The organism is Gibbsiella greigii (assembly GCF_039540155.1).
Classification (GTDB): Bacteria; Pseudomonadota; Gammaproteobacteria; order Enterobacterales; family Enterobacteriaceae; genus Gibbsiella; species Gibbsiella quercinecans.
In genome coordinates this window covers 44,260-68,612 of record NZ_BAABEM010000006.1, presented here as the reverse complement: position 1 = coordinate 68,612, position 24,353 = coordinate 44,260, and the positions used below count along the sequence as shown (strand labels likewise).

Below are 24,353 nucleotides of genomic sequence, written 5' to 3'. Positions count from 1 at the left end.
GGGAGTAAAGAGCATAGCGTTTGGGTGATTTTTTTATCGCACGGTAGGCGTCAGGGAATGGCGCAGGCGGTGTTTGCATAGGGGTTTATTTTGGATATGCGTAAACAGTTGGCTCGCATTGCCGGGTTAATCTTATTCGTGGTGTTTTTGGCGCCGTTAGCCTGGGCAGAACAAGGATGGCAGCCGCAGACGGAAACCATTCATAAAAGCGCCTATGATAAGCGCCAGTACCAGGCGATCACGCTGGCAAACGGCATGACGGTGCTGCTGGTTTCCGATGCGCAGGCGACGAAATCTTTGGCGGCGCTGGCGTTGCCCGTGGGTTCGCTCGAAGATCCCAATAGCCAGCTTGGGCTGGCGCATTATCTTGAACACATGGTGCTGATGGGTTCCCAGCGTTATCCCGATCCGGAAAACCTCACCGAGTTCCTGAAAAAGCACGGCGGCAGCCATAATGCGAGCACTGCGTCTTATCGCACCGCCTATTATCTGGAGGTTGAGAACGATGCGTTGCAACCTGCTGTCGATCGCCTGGCGGATGCGCTTGCCGCGCCGTTACTGGATCCGGTCAACGCCAACAAAGAGCGCAATGCCGTTAACGCCGAGTTGACCATGGCGCGTTCCCGCGACGGTATGCGCATGGCGCAGGTGGGGGCGGAAACGCTCAACCCGGCGCATCCCAGCGCCCGCTTTTCCGGCGGCAACCTGGAAACGCTGCAGGATAAGCCTGGCAGTAAGCTGCACGATGAGCTGACGGCGTTTTACCAACGCTACTATTCGGCGAACCTGATGGTCGGCGTGTTGTACAGCAATCAGCCATTGCCGCAGTTGGCGGCGCTGGCCAGTAGCACCTTTGGCCGCGTGCCCAATCGCAACGCCAGCGTGCCGGCGATCGCCGTGCCTGCCGCAACTCAGGAACAGAAAGGCATCATTATTCATTATGTGCCGGCGCAGCCACGCAAACAGTTGAAGGTGGAGTTCCGCATTGACAACAACAGCGCGGAATTTCGCAGCAAAACCGATACCTACATCGGTTACTTGATCGGTAACCGCAGCCAGAACACGTTGTCTGATTGGCTGCAGCAGCAAGGGCTGGCCGATGCGATTAACGCCGGGGCGGATCCGATGGTCGATCGCAACGGCGGGGTGTTTGTCATCAGCGTTTCGCTAACGGATAAGGGGCTGGCGCAGCGCGACAAAGTCGTGGCTGCAATTTTCAACTACCTGACGATGTTGCGCAGCGAAGGCATCAAACAAAGCTATTTTGATGAAATAGCCCACGTGCTGAATCTGGACTTCCGTTACCCGTCCATTACGCGCGATATGGGATATATTGAATGGCTGGTGGACACCATGATGCGGGTGCCGGTTGCGCATACCCTGGATGCGCCTTATCTGGCTGACCGTTTCGATCCTAAAGCGATTGCCGCCCGCCTGGATGAGATGACGCCGCAGAATGCCCGTGTCTGGTTTATTAGCCCGGATGAACCACATAACAAAACCGCCTATTTCGTCGGCGCGCCGTATCAGGTTGATAAAATCCCGGCGTCGCGCTTTGCACAGTGGCAGCAGATCGGCCAGGGCATCAGCCTTTCTCTGCCGGCGCTGAACCCTTATATCCCAGACGATTTTACGCTGACCAAACCTTCGCGCACGTTCACGAAACCGGAGCTGGTGGTGGATCAACCCGGGTTGCGCGTGTTGTATATGCCAAGCCGCTATTTTGCCGACGAACCGAAAGCCGATGTCACCGTGGCGTTTCGCAATGCCAAAACCATGGATTCGGCGCGCAACCAGGTGCTGTTTTCGCTGACCGACTACCTGGCCGGTATTGCGCTGGATGAGTTGAGCTATCAGGCATCCGTTGGCGGGTTGAGTTTTTCCACCGCGCCGGACAACGGCCTGTTGTTCAACGCCAACGGCTTCACCCAGCGCTTGCCGAAACTGCTGACAGCGTTAATCGAAGGGTATGCCAGCTTTACCCCGACGGCGGATCAACTGGCGCAGGCCAAGTCCTGGTACTTGGAGAAACTGGATGCCGCAGAAAAAGGGAAAGCGTTTGAGCTGGCTATTCAGCCGATCCAGGCGCTGTCCCGCGTTCCTTATACCGAGCGCCAGGCGCGCCGGGAAATGCTGAAATCCATCACTCTGGAAGAGGTGATCGCCTATCGCAACAGCCTGCTGGTCGATGCCACCCCCGAACTGTTAGTGGTGGGCAACATGAGCAAACAGCAGGTAGATACGCTGGCCTCAACGTTGAAACGCAGCCTGGGGTGCACCGGCCTGGCCTGGTGGCACGGTGAAAACGTGCAGGTGGTGAACAAACAGTTGGCCAACCTGCAGCGCGCGGGCAGCAGCACCGACTCGGCGTTGGCCGCGGCCTATGTGCCGACCGGCTACGATGAGGTTGCCGGCATGGCGCACAGTTCGCTGCTGGGGCAGATTATTCAGCCCTGGTTTTACAGCCAACTGCGCACCGAAGAACAACTGGGCTATGCGGTATTCGCCTTCCCGATTTCGGTTGGGCGCCAGTGGGGGATTGGCTTCCTGCTGCAAAGCAACAGTAAGCAGCCCGGCTACCTTTATCAGCGCTATCAGGATTTTTACCTGAAGACCGAAAAACGCTTGCGAGGGATCGGTGCGGCGGAGTTCGAACAGTATAAACAGGCCGCGATCAACGAACTTAAACAGCGGCCGCAAACCCTGAGCGAGGAAGCCGGCCGCGTTAGCAACGATTTTGATCGCGGCAATTTCGCCTTTGATACTCGTGAGAAGTTGATTGCTCAGATAAAAACGCTGTCGCCAGCGGCGCTGGCGGACTTTTTCCACCGGGCAGTGCTTGAGCCGCAGGGGCTGGCGGTGCTTTCACAGATCAGCGGTAACGGGCAGCAAGCTGCCGAATATGCGGTGCAGGACGGTTGGGTAACGTACCCCAGCTCGTCTGCGTTGCAACAGACCTTGCCGCGCAAGGTGGCTACGCCATGACGGTGGCACCACAGGCGCTTGATCCGCTGGCGCTGCCGCTGTTTGGTGAACGGCTGATCGAAGCATCGGCGGGGACGGGCAAAACCTTTACCATCGGCGCTCTGTATTTGCGCCTGCTGCTTGGCCTGGGGCAAGCCTCGGCGTTTCCCCGGCCGTTGACGGTTGAAGAAATCCTGGTGGTGACCTTCACCGAAGCGGCGACCGAAGAGCTGCGTGGGCGTATCCGCAGTAATATCCATGCACTGCGTATCGCCTGCGTGCGTGGCCACAGTGACGATCCGCTGATGGCATCGCTGCTGGCGCAGATTGGCGATCACGCCGATGCGGCGGCCCAATTGCTGGCGGCCGAGCGGCAAATGGATGAAGCGGCGATTTACACCATCCATGGCTTTTGTCAGCGAATGCTTACCCACAATGCCTTCGAATCCGGCATTCTGTTTGAACAAACCCTGGTGCAGGATGAGTTGCCGCTGCGCCGCCAGGCCTGTGCGGACTTCTGGCGCCGCCATTGCTACCCACTGCCGCTGGCTATCGCCCGCGTGGTGAGCCAGGAGTGGAGCGGCCCCGAGGCGCTGCTGGCCGATCTGGCCGGCTTCCTGCACGGTGAAGCGCCGGCGCTGCGCCAGCCGCCGCCGGCCGATGAGACCGTGCTGATGCGCCATGCGCAGATTGTCGCGCACATTGACGCCGTGAAAAGCCACTGGCAAGCGGCGGCCGGGGAAATCGAAGCGCTGATCGTTGCCTCTGGCGTTGATAAACGTAGCTACAGCGCACGGTATTTGCCTAACTGGCTCAGCAAGGTCAGCGAGTGGGCCGGCCAGGAAACGCAGGATTACCAACTGCCGAAGGAGCTGGAAAAGTTCCGCCAGTCGGTGCTGCTGGATAAAACCAAAAAGGGCGAGGCGCCAAGACATGGGCTGTTCACGGCGATTGACGCGCTGTTTGATGAGCCGTTAACCCTGCGTGACTTAATCATGGCGCGGGCGCTGAGTGAGATCCGCACCTCCATCCAGCAGGAAAAGCGCCAGCGGGCTGAGCTGGGCTTTGACGATCTGCTTAGCCGCCTGGACGCCGCCCTGCAAGGGCGCGGCGGCGCGGCGCTGGCGCAGGCGATCCGCCAGCGCTACCCGGTGGCGATGATTGATGAATTCCAGGATACCGATCCGCAGCAATACCGCATCTTCCAAACCCTTTACGTCGGCCAGCCGGAGTGCGGCCTGTTGCTGATTGGCGATCCCAAGCAGGCGATTTATGCCTTCCGTGGCGCCGACATTTTTACCTATATGCGCGCCCGTTCAGAGGTGAGCGCCCACTATACGCTTGAGACCAACTGGCGCTCTTCCCCGGCGATGGTCGGCAGCGTTAACCGGCTGTTCACCCGGCAGGAAAACCCATTCATTTTCAGCCAGATCCCCTTTATCAACGTGGCGGCGGCGCCGAAGAATCACGGGCTGGGGTTTGTGCTTGACGCCCGCCTGCAGCCGGCGATGCAGTTTTGGCTGCAGCAGGGCGAGGGCGTGGGGGTAAGTGATTACCAACAAACCATGGCGCAATTGTGCGCGGCGCAAATCCGCGACTGGCTAAGCGCCGGGCAGGCCGGCCGCGCCTGGTTGGTCAACAGCAATGTGTGCCGGGCCGTGCAGGCATCGGATATTACTATTCTGGTGCGCAGCCGCGCCGAAGCAGCGTTGGTGCGCGATGCCTTAAGCCAACTGGCTATTCCTTCGGTTTATCTGTCGAACCGGGACAGCGTGTTTGATACGCCAGAGGCCAAAGATTTGCTATGGCTGTTGCAGGCGGTGCTGGCGCCGGAACAGGAGCGCACCTTGCGCAGCGCGATGGCCACCGGCCTGTTGGGGCTGGATGCGCCGGCGTTGGATGCGCTGAACCGCGATGAACGCGCCTGGGACGCCCTGGTTAATGAATTTGACCGCTACCGAACGCACTGGCTGGCGCGCGGGGTGCTGCCGATGCTGCGCGAGGTCATGAAGCAGCGCCATTTGGCGGAAAACCTGCTGGCAAGCCCCGGCGGCGAACGGCGCCTGACCGATGTGTTGCACCTGGGCGAGCTTTTGCAGGAGGCGGCGGCCCAGCTTGACAGCGAACATGCGCTGGTACGTTGGTTGGCGCAGCAAATTGCGCAGCCGAACCGCCAGTCCGATAACCAGCAACTGCGGCTGGAAAGCGATCGTCACCTGGTGCAGGTGATCACCATCCACAAATCGAAAGGGTTGGAATATCCGTTGGTGTGGTTGCCGTTTGTCGGTAACTTCCGCCTGCAGCAGCAGGTTCTGTATCACGATCGCAGCAATTTCCAGGCGTTGCTTGATCTGAACGCCGATGAAGACAGCAAAAAATGGGCGGAAGAGGAGCGGCTGGCGGAGGATTTGCGCCTGCTGTATGTGGCGCTGACCCGTTCGGTTTACCACTGCAGCATCGGGATTGCGCCGCTGATTCATGGCAACCGTAAAAAGCAGGGGGAAACCGATCTGCACCACAGTGCGCTGGGCTATCTGGTGCAGGCGGGCAACGCTGGGGATGCGGTTTACCTGCAAACGTGCCTGCAACAGTTGGCCGGCGACGGTATCGCGCTTTCGCTGGTTGAAGCGCCGGATGAACAAGCCTGGCAGCCACAGCAGGATGCGGCGGTGGAATTGGCAGCAAAACGCTTTTCCCGCCGGGTGCAGGACAATTGGCGCGTAACCAGCTATACCGGCCTGCAGCAGCACGGCGCGGGCCTGATGCAGGAGCTGCTGCCGCGTCTGGATATCGATGCGGCCGGCGAACAAGCGCAACAGGCTGAGCCAGCGCTTACCCCGCACACCTTCCCGCGCGGCGCAGCGCCCGGCACGTTTTTGCACAGCCTGTTTGAAACTTTGGATTTCAGCCAGCCGCTGGATGAAGGCTGGCTACAGGAACAACTGCAGCAGAACGGTATCGACGAACAGTGGCTGCCGGTGCTGGCGCAATGGATGCAGGCGTTGCTGAACACCCCGCTGAATGACGCCGGGGTCACGCTGGCGGCGCTGGCGCCGCAGCATAAACAGGCGGAGCTGCAGTTTTATCTGCCCATTAGCCGCATGTTGCAGGCGCACGATCTGGACGCGCTGGCAAAACGCTACGATCCGCTCTCCGCCAACTGCCCGCCGTTGGATTTCCAGCAGGTGCAGGGGATGCTGAAGGGGTTTATCGATCTGGTGTTCTGCTGGCAGGGCAAGTTTTATCTGCTGGATTACAAATCCAACTGGCTGGGCGAAAGCAGCGCGGCCTATACGCGGCCGGTAATGGAACAGGCGATGGCGGAGCACCGCTACGATTTGCAATACCAGCTCTATACGCTGGCGCTGCACCGCTATCTGCGCCACCGTCTGCCGGGCTATAGCTACCAGCACCACTTTGGCGGGGTTATTTACCTGTTTTTGCGCGGTGTGGATGTTGAGCATCCCGGCAATGGCATTTTTGCCTGCCGCCCGGCGCAGGAACTGGTCGAGGGGATGGATAGCCTGTTTGGTGCTGCCCCGGCCGCAGAGGAAAATGAATCATGATCGATCTGCTGGAACAGGCGGTGGAACTGGGGGCACTGCGCCCGTTGGACGTGCAGTTTGCCCGCGTAGTGGCGGGCGAAGATGAGCCGGAGCGCCTGCTGGCCGCCGCTTGCCTGAGCGCAGAGGCCGGCGCTGGCCATGTTTGCCTGGCGCTGGATCAACTGCAACCGGCGCTGTTGTTTGAAGGGCGTTTCCCGGCGTTGGCGCAGGCTTTGTGGGCGGCGGCCGGGCAGCCGGGGGCTGAAGGCTGGCAGCAAAGCCTGGGTGCCTGGGCAGCGGTTAGCGACGGCAGCCAGGCCACGCCGCTGGTGTTGCAGCGCCAGCGCCTGTATCTGCAACGCATGTGGCAAAGCGAAGGTGAGGTGGCGGCGTTTATCGGCCGCGAAAGCGTGCCGGCGGCGGTGGATGAACAACGCCTGCGTGACATTCTCGATCGCCTGTTTGGCCCCGCCGCCGGGGAGCCGGATTGGCAGAAGATCGCCGCGGCGGTGGCCGCCACGCGCCGGATCGCGGTGATCTCCGGCGGGCCGGGCACCGGCAAAACCACCACCGTCGCCAAACTGCTGGCGGCGCTGGTGCAGTTGGCCGGCGAGGCGCGCTTGCGCATTCAACTGGCTGCGCCGACCGGTAAAGCGGCGGCGCGGCTGACCGAATCGCTGGGGCGGGCCAGCCGCAAGCTGGCCCTGACGCCGGCGCAGCAGGCGTTGTTCCCGCAGGAGGCCGCTACCTTGCACCGTTTGTTGGGTGCGCAGCCAAACAGCCAGCGGATGCGTTACCACCGCGGTAACCCGCTGCACCTGGACGTGCTGGTGGTGGATGAAGCCTCAATGGTGGATTTGCCGATGATGGCGCGCCTGATCGCCGCCTTGCCCGCCCATGCACGGGTGATTTTTCTTGGCGATCGCGATCAGTTGGCGTCGGTGGAGGCGGGGGCGGTGTTGGGCGATATTTGCCGCTTTACCGAACAGGGCTACACCACGGCACGGGCGAGCCAACTGGCCCGGTTGACCGGTTACGTGGTGCCTGGGCAGGATAGCGCGGGCAGCGCGGCGGTGCGCGATAGTTTGTGCCTGCTGCGCAAAAGCTACCGCTTTGATGCCGGTTCGGGTATTGGGCAACTGGCGTTTGCCGTCAACGCCGGCGACGGCAAAGCGGCGTTGGCGGCGCTGGATGGCCGTTTTGGCGATCTCCACGGTTATCCGCTGGCGGAAACCGCCGATTATCAGGCGCTGTTGGCCGCCAGTGTGGCGGGTTACCGTGACTACCTGGCGCAGATGGCCGCCGGGGCGGATGCCGGGCAAACCCTGGCAGCCTTCGGCCGTTTTCAAGTGCTGTGCGCATTGCGTGAAGGGCCGTTTGGCGTAGTGGGGTTAAATGAACGGATTGAGGCCGGGCTACAGCGCGCGGGGTTGATTAGCCGGCCCAGCGGCAGCTTGGCGCGCTGGTACCCGGGCCGCCCGATCATGATTGGCCGCAACGACAGCGCGCTAGGGTTGTTTAACGGCGATATCGGCATTGCATTACCAGAGCCGGGCAGTGGCGAGCTGCGCGTGCACTTCCCACTGCCGGACGGCAGTATCAAATCGGTGCAGCCGAGCCGCCTGCCGGCGCATGAAACAGCCTACGCGATGACGGTGCATAAATCGCAGGGCTCGGAGTTTGATCACACGCTGTTGGTGTTGCCGAACCATATGCTGCCGGTATTAACGCGCGAGCTGGTGTATACCGCTATTACGCGCGCGCGCAGCCAGCTTTCTCTCTATGCGGTGGACACAGTTTTGCTCAGCGCCATCAAAACGCCGACTCAGCGCCGCAGCGGATTGGCCGAGCGCCTGCTGCCGGCGGAAGGGTAGGGGCGCAAGCGCCCCTGGTGGATTTACAAATCGGCCAGCAGGATTTTTGAACGCCGCTGATAGTTGTACAGCGCCTGTTTACGCATCGGTAGCACATCGACATCCGCCGGGGTAAAACCACGCTCCTGGAACCAGTGGATGCTGCGGGTGGTTAGCACGAACAGCTTTCTTAGCCCCATTTGCCGCGCCTGGCTCGCCACCCGTTGCAGCAGGATTTCACCGCGCGACGAGCTGCGATAGTCGGGATGCACCGCTACACAGGCCATTTCGCCGATCTTTTCTTCCGGGAACGGATAGAGGGCGGCACAGGCAATGGTCAGATTATCGCGCTCAATGATCGTGAACTTGTCGATCTCCATTTCCAGCTGTTCGCGTGAGCGGCGCACCAGGATCCCCTGTTGCTCCAGCGGGCGGATCAATTCCAGAATACCGCCGATGTCGTTGATGGTCGCGCGCCGCACCTGCTCGGCGCTTTCCATGACGATCTGGGTGCCGATACCATCGCGTGAGAACAGTTCCTGTACCAGCGCACCGTCTTCCTGGTAGCTGATCAGGTGGCTGCGGCGCACGCCGCTGCGGCAGGCTTTTACCGCGCCACGCAGGAACCGGACGGTGCCGGACAGGTAGTCGCCGCTTTCTTCCTGCTCTTCAATGCGTTTTTGCGCGTCGTTCGGGAAAAGTTCGGAAACGATGTTGCCATCGGCATCGGTCACGCCTTGCGAAGAACAAAAGCCGATCATTTTCTCTGCTTTCAATTTGATCGCCAACTGGGTGGCCACTTCTTCCGAGGTCAGGTTGAAGCTTTCGCCGGTAACGGAAACTGCGACCGGGCCAATCAACACGATGGCGTTGCTGTCGAGCTGGCGATGGATGGCGTCTTCATCAATACGGCGGATGCGGCCGCTGTGGCAGTAGTCCACGCCGTCATCCACGCCGAGCGGCTGAGCGATCACAAAGTTGCCGCTCACCACATTAATATGCGCGCCCTGCAGCGGCGTATTGTTCAGGCTCATGGAGAGCCGCGCGGTGATGTCCAATTGCAGCAGGCCGGCGGCCTGCTTCACCAGTTCCAGCGTTTGGGCATCGGTTACCCGGGTATATTTGTGGTAAACCGGCTCAAGATGATGCTCCGCCAGGTTACTGTCGATCTGCGGGCGTGCGCCATACACCACCACCAGGCGGATACCCAGGCTATGCAATAGGCCAATATCGTTGACGATATTGGAAAAGTTTTCATGTTCAATGGCTTCACCGCCCAACATGATGACAAATGTCTTGCCACGGTGCGCATTGATATAGGGAACTGAGTGACGGAATCCTTGAACCAGCTCTGTACTACGTTCCTTCACGGCAAAACCTCTTTTGCATATTTATACGATATTTTTGTATTTTTATTCTTTCTTGGCGCAATGGCAAGTGGGAATTATCTTGGATTTACGAACCATGAATGCTAACTCATTAATAAACTGAAAAAACATCGATATATTTTCTGATGACAGCGTATGGCGGATTAGTTAAAGTTTTGGGCATTGTAACCATTGGTGTTTTTTTAGCCTATTTTTATGTCGGAGCCGCATGCCAAACGCTAATCACAATCTGGGTCGCCGCCGTTTTCTGCAGGGCGTAACTGCAACCTGGTTGCTGAGTGTGAGTCGCGTTGGTTTGGCTGCCGTATCGCACATCGTCGCCGTGCGCGTCTGGCCTTCTTCTACCTATACCCGTATTACGCTTGAATCCAATATTGCGCTTAACTATAAACAGTTCGCGCTCACCAACCCCGATCGCATCGTGGTCGATATTGAAGGCGTGCACCTTAACAGCGTCCTGAAGGGCATTGCCGGGCAGGTGAACGCCAACGATCCTTACCTGCAGCAAGCCCGCGTTGGGCAATTCGATAAAAATACGGTGCGGCTGGTGTTGGATCTGAAACAGCCTGTGGCGCCCAATATCTTTACCTTGCCGCCGGTGGCGGAATACCGCAACCGCCTGGTGATGGATCTGTACCCCACCGGTGGAACGGCGCAGGGTGAAGAATATGATCCGCTACTGGCGTTGCTGGAAGATTACAATAAAGGGGATCTTGAGCGCACGCTACCGGCGCGGGCGCAGGCCACCCAGGCCGGTAAGGCCGGGCGCGATCGGCCGATCGTCATTATGCTGGATCCCGGCCACGGCGGTGAGGATCCGGGGGCGATCGGCAAATACAAAACCCGTGAAAAAGACATCGTACTGCAGATTGCCCGCCGCCTGAGCAGCCTGATCAAGCGTGAACCTAACATGCGGGTGTATATGACGCGCAACGAAGACGTGTTTATTCCGCTACGAGTGCGGGTCGCCAAAGCCCGTAAACAGCGTGCCGATCTGTTTATCTCGATTCATGCTGACGCCTTTACCAGCCGTGCGGCGCGCGGTTCCTCGGTGTTTGCCCTGTCGACCAAAGGCGCCACCAGTTCGGCGGCAAAATTCCTGGCGCAAACCCAGAACGAATCGGATCTGATTGGCGGCGTCAGTAAAAGCGGCGATCGCTATCTGGATCACACCATGTTGGATTTGTTGCAAACCGCCACCATCAACGACAGCCTGAAGTTTGGCAAGGAAGTGCTGGGCCGGATGGGGAAAATCAACCGCTTGCATAAAAACCGCGTTGAACAGGCCGGGTTTGCCGTATTGAAAGCGCCGGATATTCCGTCCATTCTGGTGGAAACGGCCTTTATCAGCAATCTGGAAGAAGAGCGTAAATTGAAGACCAGCCATTTTCAGCAGCAGGTGGCCGAATCTATTCTGGCAGGGATCAAGGCATACTTCGCGAACGGTGGCGTGCGGGCGCAGTAAACGCCGGTGCGTGTGCCCGTGGGAAGGGCAGTTTCATGGATGGCAGATACAAAAAAACACCCGTTAAGGTGTTTATTGTCATTCATTAAAATGGTTGCGGGGGCCGGATTTGAACCGACGACCTTCGGGTTATGAGCCCGACGAGCTACCAGGCTGCTCCACCCCGCGTCCGTCTTAATGCTTATGTTATCGAAACCAACTTTTTACTGTGATGCTGCTGGTACAGCATCGGTTGGTTGCGGGGGCCGGATTTGAACCGACGACCTTCGGGTTATGAGCCCGACGAGCTACCAGGCTGCTCCACCCCGCGTCCGATGGATGCGCACTATACGCTGCATGGATTATCTTGCAACCCCTTTTTGCAATTAATTGAACGCAAGCTGTTTTTTTGTTGAATTTCTCCCCAATTCGCGTTCTTTTTCATCGTTATCCGCGTGGGGTTTTTTTATTTGCAGCGATTCCTTTATCTATAGGGGTTTGTTATCGTTCGCCGGTGGGCTAATTCAGTGTGAGAGCAAGCGTAATGAAAGGACGTTGGGGCAAATATCTGCTGGGCGGATTGGTAATAGCGGTGTTGGCGGGTTGTTCGTCCAAGCCGACGGATCGAGGGCAGCAGTATAAGGACGGCCACTTTGATCAGTCGTTGGAGTTGGTCAATAGCCCCAATGCGCAGGGCATGCCGGCAAACGCCAAGGATTATTCGAATCAACTGATGGAGATCCAGTACGCGTCGCCTGCTTTGTTTAACCGTAATACGGCAACCTATGAGGCGGTGCAACGTTGGGTCGCCGCCGGCGGCGATACGCGCCAACTGGGCCAGTTTGGGCTGAGTGCTTTCCAAATGGAAGGCGTCGACAACTATGGCAACGTGCAGTTTACCGGTTACTACACGCCGGTGGTGCAGGCGCGCTATACCCGGCAGGGCGAGTTCCGTTACCCGCTGTACCGTATGCCGCCCAAAGGCCGTAGCCGTCTGCCCGATCGCGCCGGTATCTATTCTGGCGCTCTCGACGATCGTTACGCGATTGCCTACACCAATTCGCTGATGGACAACTTTATGATGGAAGTCCAGGGCAGCGGCTATGTGGACTTTGGCGACGGCCAACCGTTGATGTTCTTCGGCTACGGGGGCAAAAACGGCCATGCCTACCGCAGCATCGGTAAAGTGCTGATCGATCGCGGCGAAGTCGCCAGGGCAGATATGTCCATGCAGGCGATTCGCCACTGGGCGGAAACCCACAGTGAAGCGGAAGTGCGTGAACTGCTGGAGCAGAACCCGTCCTTCGTCTTCTTCCGCCCAGAAGCTTTTGCGCCGGTGAAAGGGGCAAGCGCTGTTCCGCTGATCGCCAAGGCTTCCGTGGCTTCCGATCGTTCCTTGATCCCCGCCGGCACCACGCTGCTGGCGGAAGTGCCTTTGCTGGACAACCAGGGGAAATTCACGGGAAAATATGAGATGCGCCTGATGGTGGCGCTGGACGTCGGCGGCGCGATTAAAGGGCAGCACTTCGATATTTATCAGGGGATTGGGCCAGAGGCTGGCCACGCGGCGGGTTATTACAACCACTATGGCCGCGTTTGGGTGCTGAAAGGGGCGAATACGGGCACGTTGTTGAGTGCCAACTCGCCGGCATCCGGCGGCGGTTCACTGTTGGTCAACCGCTGAGCACTGCTGTTTCCCTCGGCGATCCCATGTGGGGCTGCGCCCAAAGCCAGGGCCGGATCTTCCGGCCCTTGTCATTTAATCGTTAAGGTAAGTAACGCGTTATGAGTACACCCTATTCGGAAGCCTATCTGCAGCGTTTTGGCGGCACGGCACGTTTATATGGCCAGCAGGCGTTGGCGCTGTTTGCGCAGGCGCATGTGTGCGTGATCGGCATCGGCGGCGTGGGCTCATGGGCTGCGGAGGCGCTGGCGCGCACCGGTATCGGCGCCATCACCCTGATTGATATGGACGATGTGTGCGTAACGAACACTAACCGCCAAATTCATGCGCTGCGCCAGCACGTGGGCCAGTCGAAAACCGAGGTGATGGCGGCGCGTATTCAGGCCATCAACCCCGAGTGCCGTGTGACCTGCGTGGATGATTTTATTACCCCGGATAACGTTGCCGAACTGCTGGCGCAAAACTTCAGCTATGTGATTGACGCCATCGACAGCGTGCGCCCAAAAGCGGCGCTGTTGGCCTATTGCCGCCGTTTTAAGATCCCGGTGGTCACCACCGGCGGTGCGGGCGGGCAGATCGACCCAACGCGCATTGCCGTGGCCGATCTTGCCAAAACCATTCAGGATCCGCTGGCCGCCAAACTGCGCGAGCGCCTGAAGCATGATTTCAACGTGGTGAAAAACAGCAAGGGCCGCCTGGGGATTGACTGCGTGTTCTCCAGCGAACCATTGGTTTACCCGCAACCGGATGGCGCGGTGTGTGCGTCACGCAGCACGGCGGAAGGGCCAAAACGGATGGATTGCAGCGCCGGCTTTGGGGCTGCGACTATGGTGACCGCCACCTTTGGTTTTGTGGCGGTTTCCCACGCGTTGAAGAAAATGCTGGCGAAGGCGGCGCGTCAGGCGTAGCGCGCCGCTGCGGCTTTGACGCCGGCGGCCAGCGCCGCCAACCCGCTGGCCCGGGTGGCGCTAAGCTGAGCGCGCAGCCCCAGGCGATCAAATAACGCCAGGGGATCCTGCGTTAACACTTCAGCGGGGGTTTTGCCTTCGATGGCGGTGAGCAACACCGCCAGCAAACCCCGCACGATACGGCCTTCGCTGTCGCCATAAAAGTGCAGCGTGCCGTCTTCCTGTAGTTGGTGCCCCAGCCATACGCGGTTCTCACAGCCGCTCAGTTCAATATCCGGCGTGCGTAGCGCCTCCGGCAGCGGCGGCAATTGTTTGGCCAACAGGATAACCTGGCGATAGCGATCTTCCCATTGGCGCAGCGGGGCGAACCGGTCGGCCAGCGTCTCTGTGGTTAGGGTATTGCCAAACGGATGAGGGGCGAGCATGGTACCTCCGGTCATGTTAATCGGCCAGCAGCGCGATGGCGTTGATCATGGCGTTGACCAGCGCATCGGCGTCTTCCGGCGTGTTGTACGGGGCGAAGGAGGCGCGCAGCAGACCGTTCACCCCCAGCGCCGCCATCAGCGGTTGGGCGCAGTGCTGGCCGGCGCGTAGCGCAATGCCCTGTTCGGCCAGCAGGGTGACGATATCGCTGTGATGAATCCCGGCGATGTCAAATGCCAGCAGGTTGGCGCCGGGGCTACGGAAGCTGCGAAAACCGGGCAACTGCGCCAGGCGCTGCTGCGTATTCGCCGCCAGTTCGCTGCTGTAGCGTTCGGCTCCGGCCATATCCTGCGTGCGCAACCACTCCAGCGCGGCCGCCAGGCCGATCACGCCGGCAATATTCGGCGTTCCCGCCTCAAAGCAATGTGGGGGCTTTTGCGGGGTGAAGCCGTTAAAGGAAGCCTGAGTGAGCATTTTCCCTCCGCCCTGCCACGGGGCCATCTGCGCCAGCAACTCGCTTTTGCCATACAGCGCGCCGATACCGGTTGGGCCATACAGCTTGTGGCCGGAGAAAGCGTAAAAATCGATATCCAACTGCTGCAGATCCACCGGGCGGTGGACTATCCCCTGCGCGCCGTCGATCACCACCACTGCGCCGGCCATATGGGCAAGGTTGATCGCTTGTGCCAGATCGGGGCAACCGCCGGTGACGTTGGACATCTGCGTCAGCGCCAGCAGGCGGGTTTTTTGGGTCAGTAGCGTTGGCAGTTGCGCCAAATCGGGTAGCAGATCGCCCCCTAGCGGCAGCTTAACCACCCTGGCGCCGGTCTGTTCGGCGACGATCAACCATGGGATCAGGTTGGCATGGTGTTCCGCTTCGCTGACGATGATCTCATCACCCGGCTGCAGGCGTGGGCGGGAGTAGCTTTGCGCCACCAGATTGATCGCCTCGGTGGCGCCGCGCACCCAGACGATGTCTTGCGCTGAAGGGGCATTGAGCCATTCGGCCACCCACTGGCGCGCCAGCTCGAAGCGGGCGGTCAGATCCTGTGCGGCACGGTGTTGGCTACGGTGTACGGTGGCGCCGCTGCTGCAATAGAACTGCTGCGTGGCGTCGATGACAGCTTGCGGCTTCAACGCCGTGGCGGCGCTATCGAGATAGATACCGCTTTGGCGGAGCGCCGGGAACTGGTTACGGAAAAGCGTGGGGTTAAATGGCGACATACCCTGATTATCACTGGCCTGAAGATGGGGTGATCCTGTCCTATTTTGTCTTTTCAGACAAGTTACCCCGAACAATCGGCCCATTTTATGGAAAACTGGTGAAGGTTTGTTATGCTGTTATAGACGGCATGTAGCAGTTTCTTAGATGAATAAGAAGTTTTATAACAGAATTTTTATCTACAAGGAGTGCCAAATGAAGAAAACAGCCGCAGTTATCTCTTCCCTGATGTTGGTGTTTACGCTGGCCGCGTGTTCCAGTAACTATGTTATGCATACCAACGATGGGCGTACCATTGTAGCAGATGGAAAACCCAAGGTAGATGAAGATACCGGGATGATCAGCTACAAAGACGCCAACGGCGTACAGCAGCAAATTAACCGCTCTGAGGTAAAAGAGCTGCTCGAAACCGACCAGTAAACGCCAGGTAAAAAAAAAGCACCGCAAGCTTGCGGTGCTGCAAAAAATCACTATGGACAGACAGGGTAAATGTACAGGAAGTGAAAAAAGTAGCTTGGCTACCATGTCCGAAAAGCCGGACAACTTGCAAACACAACATCACAACCACAGGCCAAAAGTTCATCAGTGCCTTGAACACCCAATCCCTTTTCGTTCCGGCCCAGGAAGTGCCGCCACTATAGGTATTTGCTGGCGTAGCCTCAACGGACAATTTATAATGCCTCGGATAAAAAAAACTAATATTAGCGGTTTCTGCCGACGCCGTAGCGGCGAACGCCTGATGCCGCCTGATTTTTTACGCAGCTTAATCCGATAAATTGGTAAAAAAGCCGATAATTCATGTCAAAACGCTTACCCCCCCTTAACGCGCTGCGGGTCTTTGATGCCGCCGCCCGTCATCTCAGCTTTACCAAAGCCGCTGAAGAACTGTTTGTTACCCAAGCGGCAGTGAGCCATCAGATCAAATCGCTGGAGGATTTTCTGGGGCTCAAACTGTTTCGACGGCGCAACCGGTCACTGTTGCTGACGGAAGAAGGGCAGAGTTACTACCTGGATATCAAAGAGATTTTTTCTTCCATCAACGAGGCCACCCGCAAACTCCAGGCGCGCAGCGCCAAAGGCGCATTGACCGTCAGCGTGCCGCCCAGCTTTGCCATTCAATGGTTGGTGCCGCGTCTTTCGGGCTTTAACTCCGCGTATCCAGGGATCGACGTGCGTATTCAGGCCGTTGACCGCGAAGAGGATAAGCTGGCGGATGACGTTGACGTCGCGATTTTCTACGGGCGTGGCAACTGGCCGGGGCTGCGGGCCGAGCGCCTGTATGCGGAATACCTGCTGCCGGTTTGCTCCCCGGCGCTGCTTGGCGGTGAGCACGCATTAAAATCACCGGGCGATCTGGTTTATCATACCCTGTTGCATGATACTTCGCGCCGTGACTGGCAAACCTACACCCGCCAACTTGGGCTACAGCATATCAATGTGCAGCAGGGGCCGATCTTCAGCCATAGCGCGATGGTGGTGCAGGCGGCGGTGCATGGGCAGGGGGTTGCCCTGGTGAATAATGTGATGGCGCAAACGGAAATGGAGGCAGGGCGCTTGGTCTGCCCGTTCAACGACGTGCTGGTAAGTAAAAATGCCTATTATCTGGTATGCCATGACAGCCAGGCAGAACTGGGTAAAATAGCCGCCTTTCGCCAATGGATACTGACGCGCGCCGCCAGTGAGCAGGAGAAATTTCGTTTCCGCTATGAACAATAAGGCCGGTGGCGGCGCCACCGCCGGTAAAGACCAAAAGGTAAAATAATGATGACGAGTCGTTCCATGTTTATTTTTGCCGCGATCAGCGGTTTTGTTTTTGTCGCTCTGGGGGCGATAGGGGCCCACGTATTAAGTAATACGCTGGGCGCTAATGAAATGGCCTGGATCCATACCGGGCTGGAATATCAGGGCTTTCATACCCTGGCGATTTTGGCATTAGCCGTGGCGATGCAGCGCCGCGTCTGTTTGTGGTTTTACTGGAGCGCCGCGTTGTTGGCGTTGGGCACCGTGCTGTTTAGCGGCAGCCTTTACTGCCTGGCGCTTTCGCACCTGAAGCTCTGGGTTTATGTCACGCCAATCGGGGGCGGGTGCTTCCTGATCGGTTGGATACTGATGTTGATTGGCGCTTTGCGTCAGAGGAAAAAGGCCGAGCGCCATGAATAAGATTGCACTGTACTGCCGCCCGGGCTTTGAAAAAGAGTGCGCGGCGGAGATCACCGATAAAGCCGCACAGCGCGAGGTGTTTGGCTTCGCCAGGGTGAAAGAGAACAGCGGCTATGTGCTGTTCGAATGTTACCAGCCGGAAGATGCCGATCGCCTGGCGCGCGAGCTGCCGTTCCGCGAGATGATTTTCGCCCGCCAGATGATCGTGGTGGGCGAACTGTTGCGCGATCTACCGCCGGAAGATCGCGTTACGCCGATCGTCGGTATGCTGATGGGCGTGGTGGAGCGCGCTGGCGAGCTGCGGGTGGAAGTGCCGGATACCAACGAAAGCAAAGAGCTGATGAAGTTCTGCCGCAAGCTGACGGTGCCGCTGCGCGCGGCGATGCGGCAGGAAAAGGTGCTGATGGCGCGTGAGGACCCAACCCGCCCGGTGGTGCACGTGTTCTTTATTGCGCCGGGCTGCTGCTACGTGGGCTACTCCTACAGCAACAACAATTCGCCGTTCTATATGGGCATCCCACGGTTGAAGTTCCCGGCTGATGCGCCAAGCCGCTCCACGTTGAAGCTGGAAGAGGCGTTTCACGTGTTCATTCCCGCCGATGAGTGGGATGAACGTTTAGGCAGCGGGATGCATGCGGTGGATCTGGGCGCTTGCCCGGGCGGCTGGACGTATCAATTGGTGAAACGCAGCATGATGGTTCATGCGGTGGACAATGGCCCGATGGCGCCCAGCCTGATGGATACCGGGCAAGTGACTCACCACCGCGCCGACGGCTTCAAGTTTGAGCCGACGCGCAGCAACATCTATTGGCTGGTGTGCGATATGGTAGAGAAGCCGGCGCGCGTAACGCAGTTGATGATCGACTGGCTGACCAAAGGCTGGTGCCGCGAGGCGATTTTCAACCTGAAGCTGCCGATGAAAAAGCGCTATGAAGAGGTTTCGCAAAACCTGCAGACGATCCGCGAAGCGCTTGATGCATTTGGTATTAATTCAGAGATTCATGCCCGGCATTTGTATCATGATCGCGAAGAGATCACTGTGCACGTGCGCCGTATCTGGTCGGCGATCCCAGGGCGCCGCGACGAGCGTTAATCTTTTCTTTGCCCCTCACCCTAGCCCTCTCCCACCGGGAGAGGGGACCGTCCGGTGCACAATGAATAGCTAACTCACTCGGGCTGCTCCCTCTCCCTGTGGGAGAGGGCGGGGTGCGGGCTTATCTGTGCACATCAGCAACAACACAGTCTGCCGTCCTCTTACTGCCATAGCCCTGTACTCACTCGGGCTACTCCCTCTCCCGGTGGGAGAGGGTTGGGGTGAGGGGAAGGGCATTATCTTGCCGGCAAGCGCAGTTGCTGCAGGTTGCCGCTGAGCTGAAGATCGGTACGCAGCGTGGCAACCTGCTTGCAGGCGTAGGCCATTTCACGCTGTTGCTCCAGTTTGGTTCGCCACTTCGTTGGCACGCTTGCCAAATCCTGATAAAGCCTGTCGAGATCGCCGGCCTGTTGCAACAGCAACGCGGCGGTTTTGGCGCCAATGCCGGCAACTCCAGGGATCTTGCTGCTGCTTATGCCCGCCAGCCCCCAGAAATCCGGCAGTTGCTGCGGCAGCACGCCAAACTCACGCTGAACAAAAGGCATATCCAACCAGCGTTTCTGAAAATAATCGCGCAGTTGTACGCTGGGCGCCAACAGTTGGCAGTAGCCTTTATCGGTCGAAACAATCGTGACCTGATGGCCGCTTGCGGCCACTTTTGCCGCCAGCGTGGCGGCCAGATCGTCCGCTTCATTCCCAGGCGAATGCCAGCAGGCCACGCCGCTGGCTTCAAAGGCCTGGCGCAGTTGCGGCATCTCTTGCTGCAGGTTTTCCGGCATCGGCGAACGGCCGGCTTTATACTCAGGCAGGCATTGATGGCGCCAGCTGTCGCGGCGATCGTCTTCATCAAATACCGCCACCGCGTGTGTGGGCTGGCTGTGCTGGATGAGCTGTTGCAGCGCATGGCGGCAGGCATCCACGCAGGGGGACCCCTGTACCGCATGAATACGGCGGATCAGGTTCAGGGCGTCAACAATCAGTAAGTGTATAGGCATCGTTAATCGCTGTCGGAGTATTGGCCGGCAACGCCATGATAAGCGTTATTAACGGCGGGCGGCGTTGACCGCCCGCATGCTGGGCTGGAGACAATCAGGCAATGATTTCATAGCAGGGCACATAGGCCGTGCCCGGCAGCTTCATCCGGTGCTGGACGACAAAACCCTGCAGCAGTTGGTCCATTTGCTTCATCATTTGCCGATCGCCATGCAGCTTATAGGGGCCGAATTGTTCAATGGCCTGGATGCCGTTTTCTTTCACGTTGCCCGCCACGATGCCGGAAAACGCGCGGCGCAGCGCCGCCGCCAACTCTTCCGCTGGCTGGGCCGGCGACAGGTTGAGATTAGCCATGTTTTCATGGGTCGGCTCAAACGGCAATTGTAGATCCGGCGCAATGCGCATTGACCAGTTGAAGCTGTAGGCATCACCGGTATTGCGGCGATTTTCTTTAACCAACGGCATGGTGTTACGCATGCGACGCGCAACCTCGGCCGGATCGTCAATGATGATCTGGTAGTGGCGGCGGGCCTGTTCACCCAGCGTATTGCCGATAAACTCATCCAGAACGCGGAAGTAGTCGGCGCTCTCTTTTGGCCCGGTCAGGATCAGCGGCAGCACCTGCTCGCTGTTTTCCGGGTTCATCAAGATCCCCAGCAGATAGAGCAATTCTTCGGCGGTGCCAACGCCGCCCGGGAAGATAATGATGCCGTGCGCAATGCGCACAAAGGCTTCCAGCCGTTTTTCAATATCCGGCATGATTACCAGTTCATTAACCAGCGGGTTAGGCGGCTCGGCGGCGATGATTGAAGGCTCGGTCATGCCGATAAAGCGGCTGTTGCGGTAACGCTGCTGGGCATGGCCCACCGCGGCGCCTTTCATTGGCGCTTCCATCGCACCGGGCCCACAGCCCGTACAGATGTTCAGCTCTCGCAGGCCCAGCTCGCTGCCCACTTTGCGCGCATACAGGTATTCGGTCGGGTTGATGGAGTGGCCGCCCCAACAGACGATCATATTCGGATCTTCATCCAGATGCAGCGTGCGGGCGTTGCGCAGGATAGAGAACACCAGGTTGGTGATGTGCGTGGAGTTTTCCAGGTTTAAATTTTGGAAACGGCCGGCGGCGTTGGCGATCTGACCATGCACAAACAGAATATCACGCAGCACGGCAAACAGATTGGCTTGCAGTGAACGGATGATACGGCCATCGACGAAGGCCTCTTCCGGCGGGTTAATCAGTTCCAGTTTAACGCCGCGTTCACGGCGCAACACGTTGATGTCAAAGTTTTCATAGCGTGACAGCAGTTGCTTGCTGTTATCGGTCTGGCTACCGGAGTTCAATACGGCCAGTGAGCAGTTACGGAACAAACGGTACAGGTCGCTGCTGGCGGTACGCTTGAGCATGTCTACTTCCAACTGCGACAACAAATCCATAGAGCCGAGTGGGCTGATATGTGTAATCAAGATAACTCCTTTGCGCCCTGGCTGGGCATTAGCAATCCATACAGCAGCTTGTTATTGTGTGCGAGCATCGCGCTTGGCGCCAGCGTGCCGGAACGCATTCCACGGCGGCGGAGACTCTGATTTAACCTTACCGCCGTCCCTTGATTTTTACCAATACAACGCAGCGCGTTAGCGCAGTCGTTGAGCAACGGTTGGCTTACTGGCGGGCCAGGCGCCCGGTATTCGGGGTGAATGCGGTATTGCTGCGCCAGGGGTTGATATCCAGCCCGCCGCGGCGCGTGTAGCGCGCGTATACCGATAACTGCTCCGGTTGGCAAAAGCGCAGCACATCATTAAAGATGCGTTCAACGCATTGCTCGTGGAACTCGTTGTGATGGCGGAAAGACACCAGGTAACGCAGCAGTGCTTCTCGATCGATCTGCGGCCCGCGGTATTGGATCTGCACTGAACCCCAGTCCGGCTGATTGGTGATCAGGCAGTTGGATTTCAGCAGGTTGCTGACGAGTGTTTCTTCCACCAGCGGGCCGGTGTTGGCGCCTTGCAGATAGCCGGCGTTGAAGTCATAGTTATCGATAGCGATGTCCTGTTCGTCGATGCATTCCCCCGCCAGCATGGCGATCGGCTGCCCGGCCAGTTGTTCCAGGCGGAACAGGGTGACGCTGACTTCGCCTTGCGCGCAGGCCGCCAGATCGCGCTGCAAGGTGCTGCGCACGGCGTCCCAATTAGCAAAGCGCGTCTGGTTGAAGCTGTTGAGATACAGTTTGAAGCTTTTGGATTCGATCAGGTTGGCGCTGTTGGCGTTCAGGCTGATTTCCCCCACGGCCACCTGTGGTAGGCCTTTATCATTCAGCCAGGAGAGTTCGTACAGCGTCCAGATATCGGCGCCGTGGAAGGGCAGGTTCTGCGGATACAGCCCCAGAGGCTCGCGGTTCAGGCTGCGCGGCACCGGCTGTAGCAGCGTGGCGTCGTACTGATCGTGATAGGCGGTGGGTTTACCGAGTTTCAGGCCAGCGAGTGCCTGATTGTTTTGATATGTGGACATAGATGTCACCTTGGTCCCAGAACGATACAATGGCCGCCAGTTTACCGTATATGGGATAAAATATGGACCATGATGTAGCACAAGCCCTGCGTGAATTTACCCAGCGTTATGTTGCGCTTTGGCAACAGCAGCGCGGGCATGCGCCGGCCAGTAGCGAACTGTACGGCGTGGCCTCGCCTTGCATTGTGGAAAGCCGCGCTGACGATGTGCTGTGGTTGCCGCAGCCGTTCACGCCGGCGACGACGCTGGCCCGGGTGGAAACCGCGCTTGAACTGCGGCTACAGCCGGATATCCATACTTTCTACACGCAGCAATATGCCGGCGATATGACCGCTCAGTTTGGCGAGCAGCACCTGACATTGTTGCAGGTATGGAGTGAGGACGATTTCATTCGCCTGCAGGAAAACCTGATCGGTCACCTGGTGACGCAAAAACGCTTGAAACTCTCACCCACGCTGTTCCTCGCCACCACGTCATCAGAGATGACGGTAGTATCACTTTGCAACCTCAGCGGTAACGTGGTGCTGGAGCAGTTCGGCAGCAGTAAACGCACGCTGTTGGCGGCCTCGCTGGGCAATTTCCTCGACGCGCTGCGGCCAACCCTCTCTGATTAATGACGTTTATAGGTAATGCGGTGTAAGAGATATCTCACATTACGTGTGAGATATCGCTTTTTATTTTTTTCGAAATTTGTTCCAGATCAACATCATCTATTTGTTTATCAATGGGTTGTTTTTGATCTCTTCGTGTTTGTCCCTCATCCGTCCGTTAGCCGCGTTCTCGGTATATTGTGCAACAATGAAAATTAAGCGATCTTAATGTTTATAGGATATATGAACTTGAAACGGATAACGGCAGGCGCCGGGCGTTTTAAGGGCAGCACGAACAAGCCCCGTTCTGGGCAAAAGGCAACCTATCAGGCAAGGGCCTTGCGATTTTCAGGATGAACTCGGGACACCTCCAGGAAGGAGATCGGGAGCCGATAACGGAATATTGGCGGGCCATGAAAGGCTATAAGGAACCACGCTGGGAAGGCGTTCAGGGATTTGCACGGATGTTGGGCCAGGATGGTCATAGGGAAAAGTTTTCAGGGATGAGCAGGGAGCACACTTTGTAGCTGGATGGCTATAAAACGAACTGGGGGCACTGTTAACGCAGTGCCCCTATTTTTTACCCATTCACTGTGTCCGGGAGAATGTGATGAGCGCGCGCGCGGTAGCCAATAATCGAAGGCAATACGCCTTATCCACAGCCAGCACACCGTACCGGTAACCATTCCCATCTAAATTTACTTTCGTCTGTTTCGTTTGTTGTGTTTTTCGTTTGTTTCGAATAATCTGCCATCAATCATTGCTATCAACACTAAATCGTAAAACTGAAACTCATAAACTAAACTTAACTATTTGATACTTAAATGAAAAGCTCAATTCTTGATAGCCTGAGCCTTCCAGCTCAAGGGGAGATTGAGGCAGCTGTTCGTGGACAAAGGGAGCTTGCTGCCTACCTCTCCACGAAAATGGAAACACAAAAAATTTCGATTCAGGACGCAGATAACAACACTCGCCAGATCGAGTTGCCAACGTCTTCATTGACGCTACTTATGTCGATTTTAGGAGAGTTGGCCGTCGGTAACGCGGTTCAGGTTGTTCCTGTGCATGCTGAATTAACAACGCAGGAAGCTGCCAACATCCTGAATGTTTCTCGCCCTCATATGGTGAAACTACTGGAAGATGGGAAGCTACCTTTTCACAAAACAGGTCGCCATCGCCGCGTGCTTTTCGCCGATTTAATGAGGTACAAAGATCAGCGAGATAGCGAAAGCCACAAAGCAATGCAGGTATTGGCAGATCATAGCCAGGAACTTGGATTTTACTGATGACTCCCTCACCTTATCCCGTAGTATTAGATGCTTGCGTACTCTATCCATCTTTACTACGGGATTTATTGATGCATGTGGGACTGACCGGGCTGTATCAACCGAAATGGTCGGCCATTATCGAAGAAGAATGGCAGCGTAATTTGATTAAGGATAGACCTGACTTAAATTCTGACCAAATCAAACAAACTGGGGAGCTTATGAATCGGGCATTGCCTGATGCAATGGTTACAGGTTTCTAGCCGCTCGTTGCCAGTATCGATCTTCCTGATGCTGATGACAGGCATGTTGTTG

General features: G+C 57.7%; 19 protein-coding genes and 2 tRNA genes. 13 read left to right on the top strand and 8 right to left on the bottom strand.

The annotated features are described in order from the left end of the window. Window positions 1-96 precede the first annotated feature (96 nt). From ptrA to recD, 3 genes are read left to right on the top strand one after another with little or no spacing between them, the layout of a single operon-like run. Window positions 97-2,985 (top strand): pitrilysin, encoded by a 2,889-nt coding sequence (gene ptrA / locus AC559G_RS03595; protein ID WP_498911945.1) that lies wholly within the window; start codon window positions 97-99, stop codon window positions 2,983-2,985. Continuing rightward, window positions 2,982-6,530 (top strand): exodeoxyribonuclease V subunit beta, encoded by a 3,549-nt coding sequence (gene recB, locus AC559G_RS03590; RefSeq protein WP_498911359.1) that lies wholly within the window; start codon window positions 2,982-2,984, stop codon window positions 6,528-6,530. The genes ptrA and recB overlap by 4 nt, the downstream gene beginning before the upstream one ends. Beyond that, window positions 6,527-8,383, top strand: a complete 1,857-nt coding sequence (recD, locus tag AC559G_RS03585) for an exodeoxyribonuclease V subunit alpha (protein ID WP_498911357.1) — start codon at window positions 6,527-6,529, stop codon at window positions 8,381-8,383. Before recB ends, recD begins: the two co-directional genes overlap by 4 nt. Window positions 8,384-8,406: 23 nt before the next feature. Here the strand turns inward: recD and argA are convergent, their stop codons facing one another. Next, complete coding sequence (gene argA, locus AC559G_RS03580) at window positions 8,407-9,732, bottom strand: amino-acid N-acetyltransferase (RefSeq protein ID WP_462614293.1); 1,326 nt, start codon at window positions 9,730-9,732, stop codon at window positions 8,407-8,409. A 226-nt stretch (window positions 9,733-9,958) separates the two neighbouring features. On the opposite strand from argA, the gene amiC reads away from it, so the two are divergent. Further along, window positions 9,959-11,215, top strand: a complete 1,257-nt coding sequence (gene amiC / locus AC559G_RS03575) for an N-acetylmuramoyl-L-alanine amidase (RefSeq protein WP_498911355.1) — start codon at window positions 9,959-9,961, stop codon at window positions 11,213-11,215. Between the two features lie 91 nt (window positions 11,216-11,306). Here the strand turns inward: amiC and AC559G_RS03570 are convergent. Both AC559G_RS03570 and AC559G_RS03565 read right to left on the bottom strand, forming a co-directional pair. Then, window positions 11,307-11,383, bottom strand: a tRNA-Met gene (locus tag AC559G_RS03570). A 65-nt stretch (window positions 11,384-11,448) separates the two neighbouring features. Further along, window positions 11,449-11,525 (bottom strand) — tRNA-Met (locus tag AC559G_RS03565). Between the two features lie 213 nt (window positions 11,526-11,738). On the opposite strand from AC559G_RS03565, the gene mltA reads away from it, so the two are divergent. After that, entirely contained in the window at window positions 11,739-12,878 is a 1,140-nt protein-coding gene (gene mltA, locus AC559G_RS03560; RefSeq protein WP_438598139.1) for a murein transglycosylase A, read from the top strand. 101 nt (window positions 12,879-12,979) lie between these two features. Continuing rightward, window positions 12,980-13,786, top strand: coding sequence for a tRNA threonylcarbamoyladenosine dehydratase (gene tcdA, locus AC559G_RS03555; protein WP_498911352.1), 807 nt, complete (start codon window positions 12,980-12,982; stop codon window positions 13,784-13,786). On the opposite strand, the gene csdE is transcribed toward tcdA, so the two are convergent. After that, window positions 13,777-14,211, bottom strand: coding sequence for a cysteine desulfurase sulfur acceptor subunit CsdE (gene csdE, locus AC559G_RS03550; protein ID WP_498911350.1), 435 nt, complete (start codon window positions 14,209-14,211; stop codon window positions 13,777-13,779). The two genes, tcdA and csdE, sit on opposite strands and share 10 nt — an antisense overlap. A 16-nt stretch (window positions 14,212-14,227) precedes the next feature. Next, window positions 14,228-15,433 (bottom strand): cysteine desulfurase CsdA, encoded by a 1,206-nt coding sequence (gene csdA, locus AC559G_RS03545; protein WP_498911348.1) that lies wholly within the window; start codon window positions 15,431-15,433, stop codon window positions 14,228-14,230. Between the two features lie 193 nt (window positions 15,434-15,626). Here csdA and AC559G_RS03540 point away from each other — a divergent pair, with 193 nt between their 5' ends. From AC559G_RS03540 to rlmM, 4 genes are all read left to right on the top strand, one after another. Further along, a complete protein-coding gene (locus AC559G_RS03540) occupies window positions 15,627-15,851 on the top strand; it encodes a YgdI/YgdR family lipoprotein (RefSeq protein ID WP_498911346.1) in 225 nt (74 codons plus the stop codon). A 378-nt stretch (window positions 15,852-16,229) separates the two neighbouring features. Next, a complete protein-coding gene (locus AC559G_RS03535) occupies window positions 16,230-17,147 on the top strand; it encodes a transcriptional regulator GcvA (RefSeq protein ID WP_095847431.1) in 918 nt (305 codons plus the stop codon). 48 nt (window positions 17,148-17,195) lie between these two features. Next, complete coding sequence (locus AC559G_RS03530) at window positions 17,196-17,591, top strand: DUF423 domain-containing protein (RefSeq protein ID WP_438598150.1); 396 nt, start codon at window positions 17,196-17,198, stop codon at window positions 17,589-17,591. After that, a complete protein-coding gene (rlmM, locus tag AC559G_RS03525; RefSeq protein ID WP_438598142.1) occupies window positions 17,584-18,684 on the top strand; it encodes a 23S rRNA (cytidine(2498)-2'-O)-methyltransferase RlmM in 1,101 nt (366 codons plus the stop codon). Before AC559G_RS03530 ends, rlmM begins: the two co-directional genes overlap by 8 nt. Before the next feature lie 236 nt (window positions 18,685-18,920). On the opposite strand, the gene xni is transcribed toward rlmM, so the two are convergent. From xni to queF, 3 genes are all read right to left on the bottom strand, one after another. Further along, complete coding sequence (xni, locus tag AC559G_RS03520) at window positions 18,921-19,679, bottom strand: flap endonuclease Xni (protein WP_462614289.1); 759 nt, start codon at window positions 19,677-19,679, stop codon at window positions 18,921-18,923. 94 nt (window positions 19,680-19,773) lie between these two features. After that, window positions 19,774-21,141 carry a nucleotide 5'-monophosphate nucleosidase PpnN gene (gene ppnN / locus AC559G_RS03515; protein WP_498911343.1) on the bottom strand — a complete coding sequence of 456 codons (1,368 nt, stop codon included), beginning with the start codon at window positions 21,139-21,141 and terminating at the stop codon, window positions 19,774-19,776. Between the two features lie 196 nt (window positions 21,142-21,337). Further along, on the bottom strand, window positions 21,338-22,183 hold the full coding sequence (gene queF / locus AC559G_RS03510; protein ID WP_438598145.1) for an NADPH-dependent 7-cyano-7-deazaguanine reductase QueF: 846 nt from the start codon (window positions 22,181-22,183) through the stop codon (window positions 21,338-21,340). 62 nt (window positions 22,184-22,245) lie between these two features. On the opposite strand from queF, the gene syd reads away from it, so the two are divergent. The 3 genes from syd to AC559G_RS03495 all read left to right on the top strand — a co-directional run bounded on the left by syd (window position 22,246) and on the right by AC559G_RS03495 (window position 24,301). Beyond that, complete coding sequence (gene syd / locus AC559G_RS03505; protein WP_498911341.1) at window positions 22,246-22,797, top strand: SecY-interacting protein Syd; 552 nt, start codon at window positions 22,246-22,248, stop codon at window positions 22,795-22,797. 800 nt (window positions 22,798-23,597) lie between these two features. After that, window positions 23,598-24,059, top strand: a complete 462-nt coding sequence (locus tag AC559G_RS03500; protein ID WP_498911339.1) for a helix-turn-helix domain-containing protein — start codon at window positions 23,598-23,600, stop codon at window positions 24,057-24,059. Window positions 24,060-24,130: 71 nt separating this feature from the next. Beyond that, window positions 24,131-24,301 carry a hypothetical protein gene (locus AC559G_RS03495; RefSeq protein ID WP_498911337.1) on the top strand — a complete coding sequence of 57 codons (171 nt, stop codon included), beginning with the start codon at window positions 24,131-24,133 and terminating at the stop codon, window positions 24,299-24,301. The last annotated feature ends 52 nt before the right edge of the window (window positions 24,302-24,353 follow it).

What these genes read in the sequence shown, in the direction of transcription:
- ptrA (WP_498911945.1), top strand. Translation starts at nt 97, where the DNA reads ATGCGTAAACAGTTGGCTCGCATTGCCGGGTTAATCTTATTCGTGGTG.
- recB (WP_498911359.1), top strand. Translation starts at nt 2,982, where the DNA reads ATGACGGTGGCACCACAGGCGCTTGATCCGCTGGCGCTGCCGCTGTTT.
- recD (WP_498911357.1), top strand. Translation starts at nt 6,527, where the DNA reads ATGATCGATCTGCTGGAACAGGCGGTGGAACTGGGGGCACTGCGCCCG.
- amiC (WP_498911355.1), top strand. Translation starts at nt 9,959, where the DNA reads ATGCCAAACGCTAATCACAATCTGGGTCGCCGCCGTTTTCTGCAGGGC.
- mltA (WP_438598139.1), top strand. Translation starts at nt 11,739, where the DNA reads ATGAAAGGACGTTGGGGCAAATATCTGCTGGGCGGATTGGTAATAGCG.
- tcdA (WP_498911352.1), top strand. Translation starts at nt 12,980, where the DNA reads ATGAGTACACCCTATTCGGAAGCCTATCTGCAGCGTTTTGGCGGCACG.
- csdE (WP_498911350.1), bottom strand. Translation starts at nt 14,211, where the DNA reads ATGCTCGCCCCTCATCCGTTTGGCAATACCCTAACCACAGAGACGCTG.
- csdA (WP_498911348.1), bottom strand. Translation starts at nt 15,433, where the DNA reads ATGTCGCCATTTAACCCCACGCTTTTCCGTAACCAGTTCCCGGCGCTC.
- AC559G_RS03540 (WP_498911346.1), top strand. Translation starts at nt 15,627, where the DNA reads ATGAAGAAAACAGCCGCAGTTATCTCTTCCCTGATGTTGGTGTTTACG.
- AC559G_RS03535 (WP_095847431.1), top strand. Translation starts at nt 16,230, where the DNA reads ATGTCAAAACGCTTACCCCCCCTTAACGCGCTGCGGGTCTTTGATGCC.
- AC559G_RS03530 (WP_438598150.1), top strand. Translation starts at nt 17,196, where the DNA reads ATGACGAGTCGTTCCATGTTTATTTTTGCCGCGATCAGCGGTTTTGTT.
- rlmM (WP_438598142.1), top strand. Translation starts at nt 17,584, where the DNA reads ATGAATAAGATTGCACTGTACTGCCGCCCGGGCTTTGAAAAAGAGTGC.
- xni (WP_462614289.1), bottom strand. Translation starts at nt 19,679, where the DNA reads ATGCCTATACACTTACTGATTGTTGACGCCCTGAACCTGATCCGCCGT.
- queF (WP_438598145.1), bottom strand. Translation starts at nt 22,183, where the DNA reads ATGTCCACATATCAAAACAATCAGGCACTCGCTGGCCTGAAACTCGGT.
- syd (WP_498911341.1), top strand. Translation starts at nt 22,246, where the DNA reads ATGGACCATGATGTAGCACAAGCCCTGCGTGAATTTACCCAGCGTTAT.
- AC559G_RS03500 (WP_498911339.1), top strand. Translation starts at nt 23,598, where the DNA reads ATGAAAAGCTCAATTCTTGATAGCCTGAGCCTTCCAGCTCAAGGGGAG.
- AC559G_RS03495 (WP_498911337.1), top strand. Translation starts at nt 24,131, where the DNA reads ATGCATGTGGGACTGACCGGGCTGTATCAACCGAAATGGTCGGCCATT.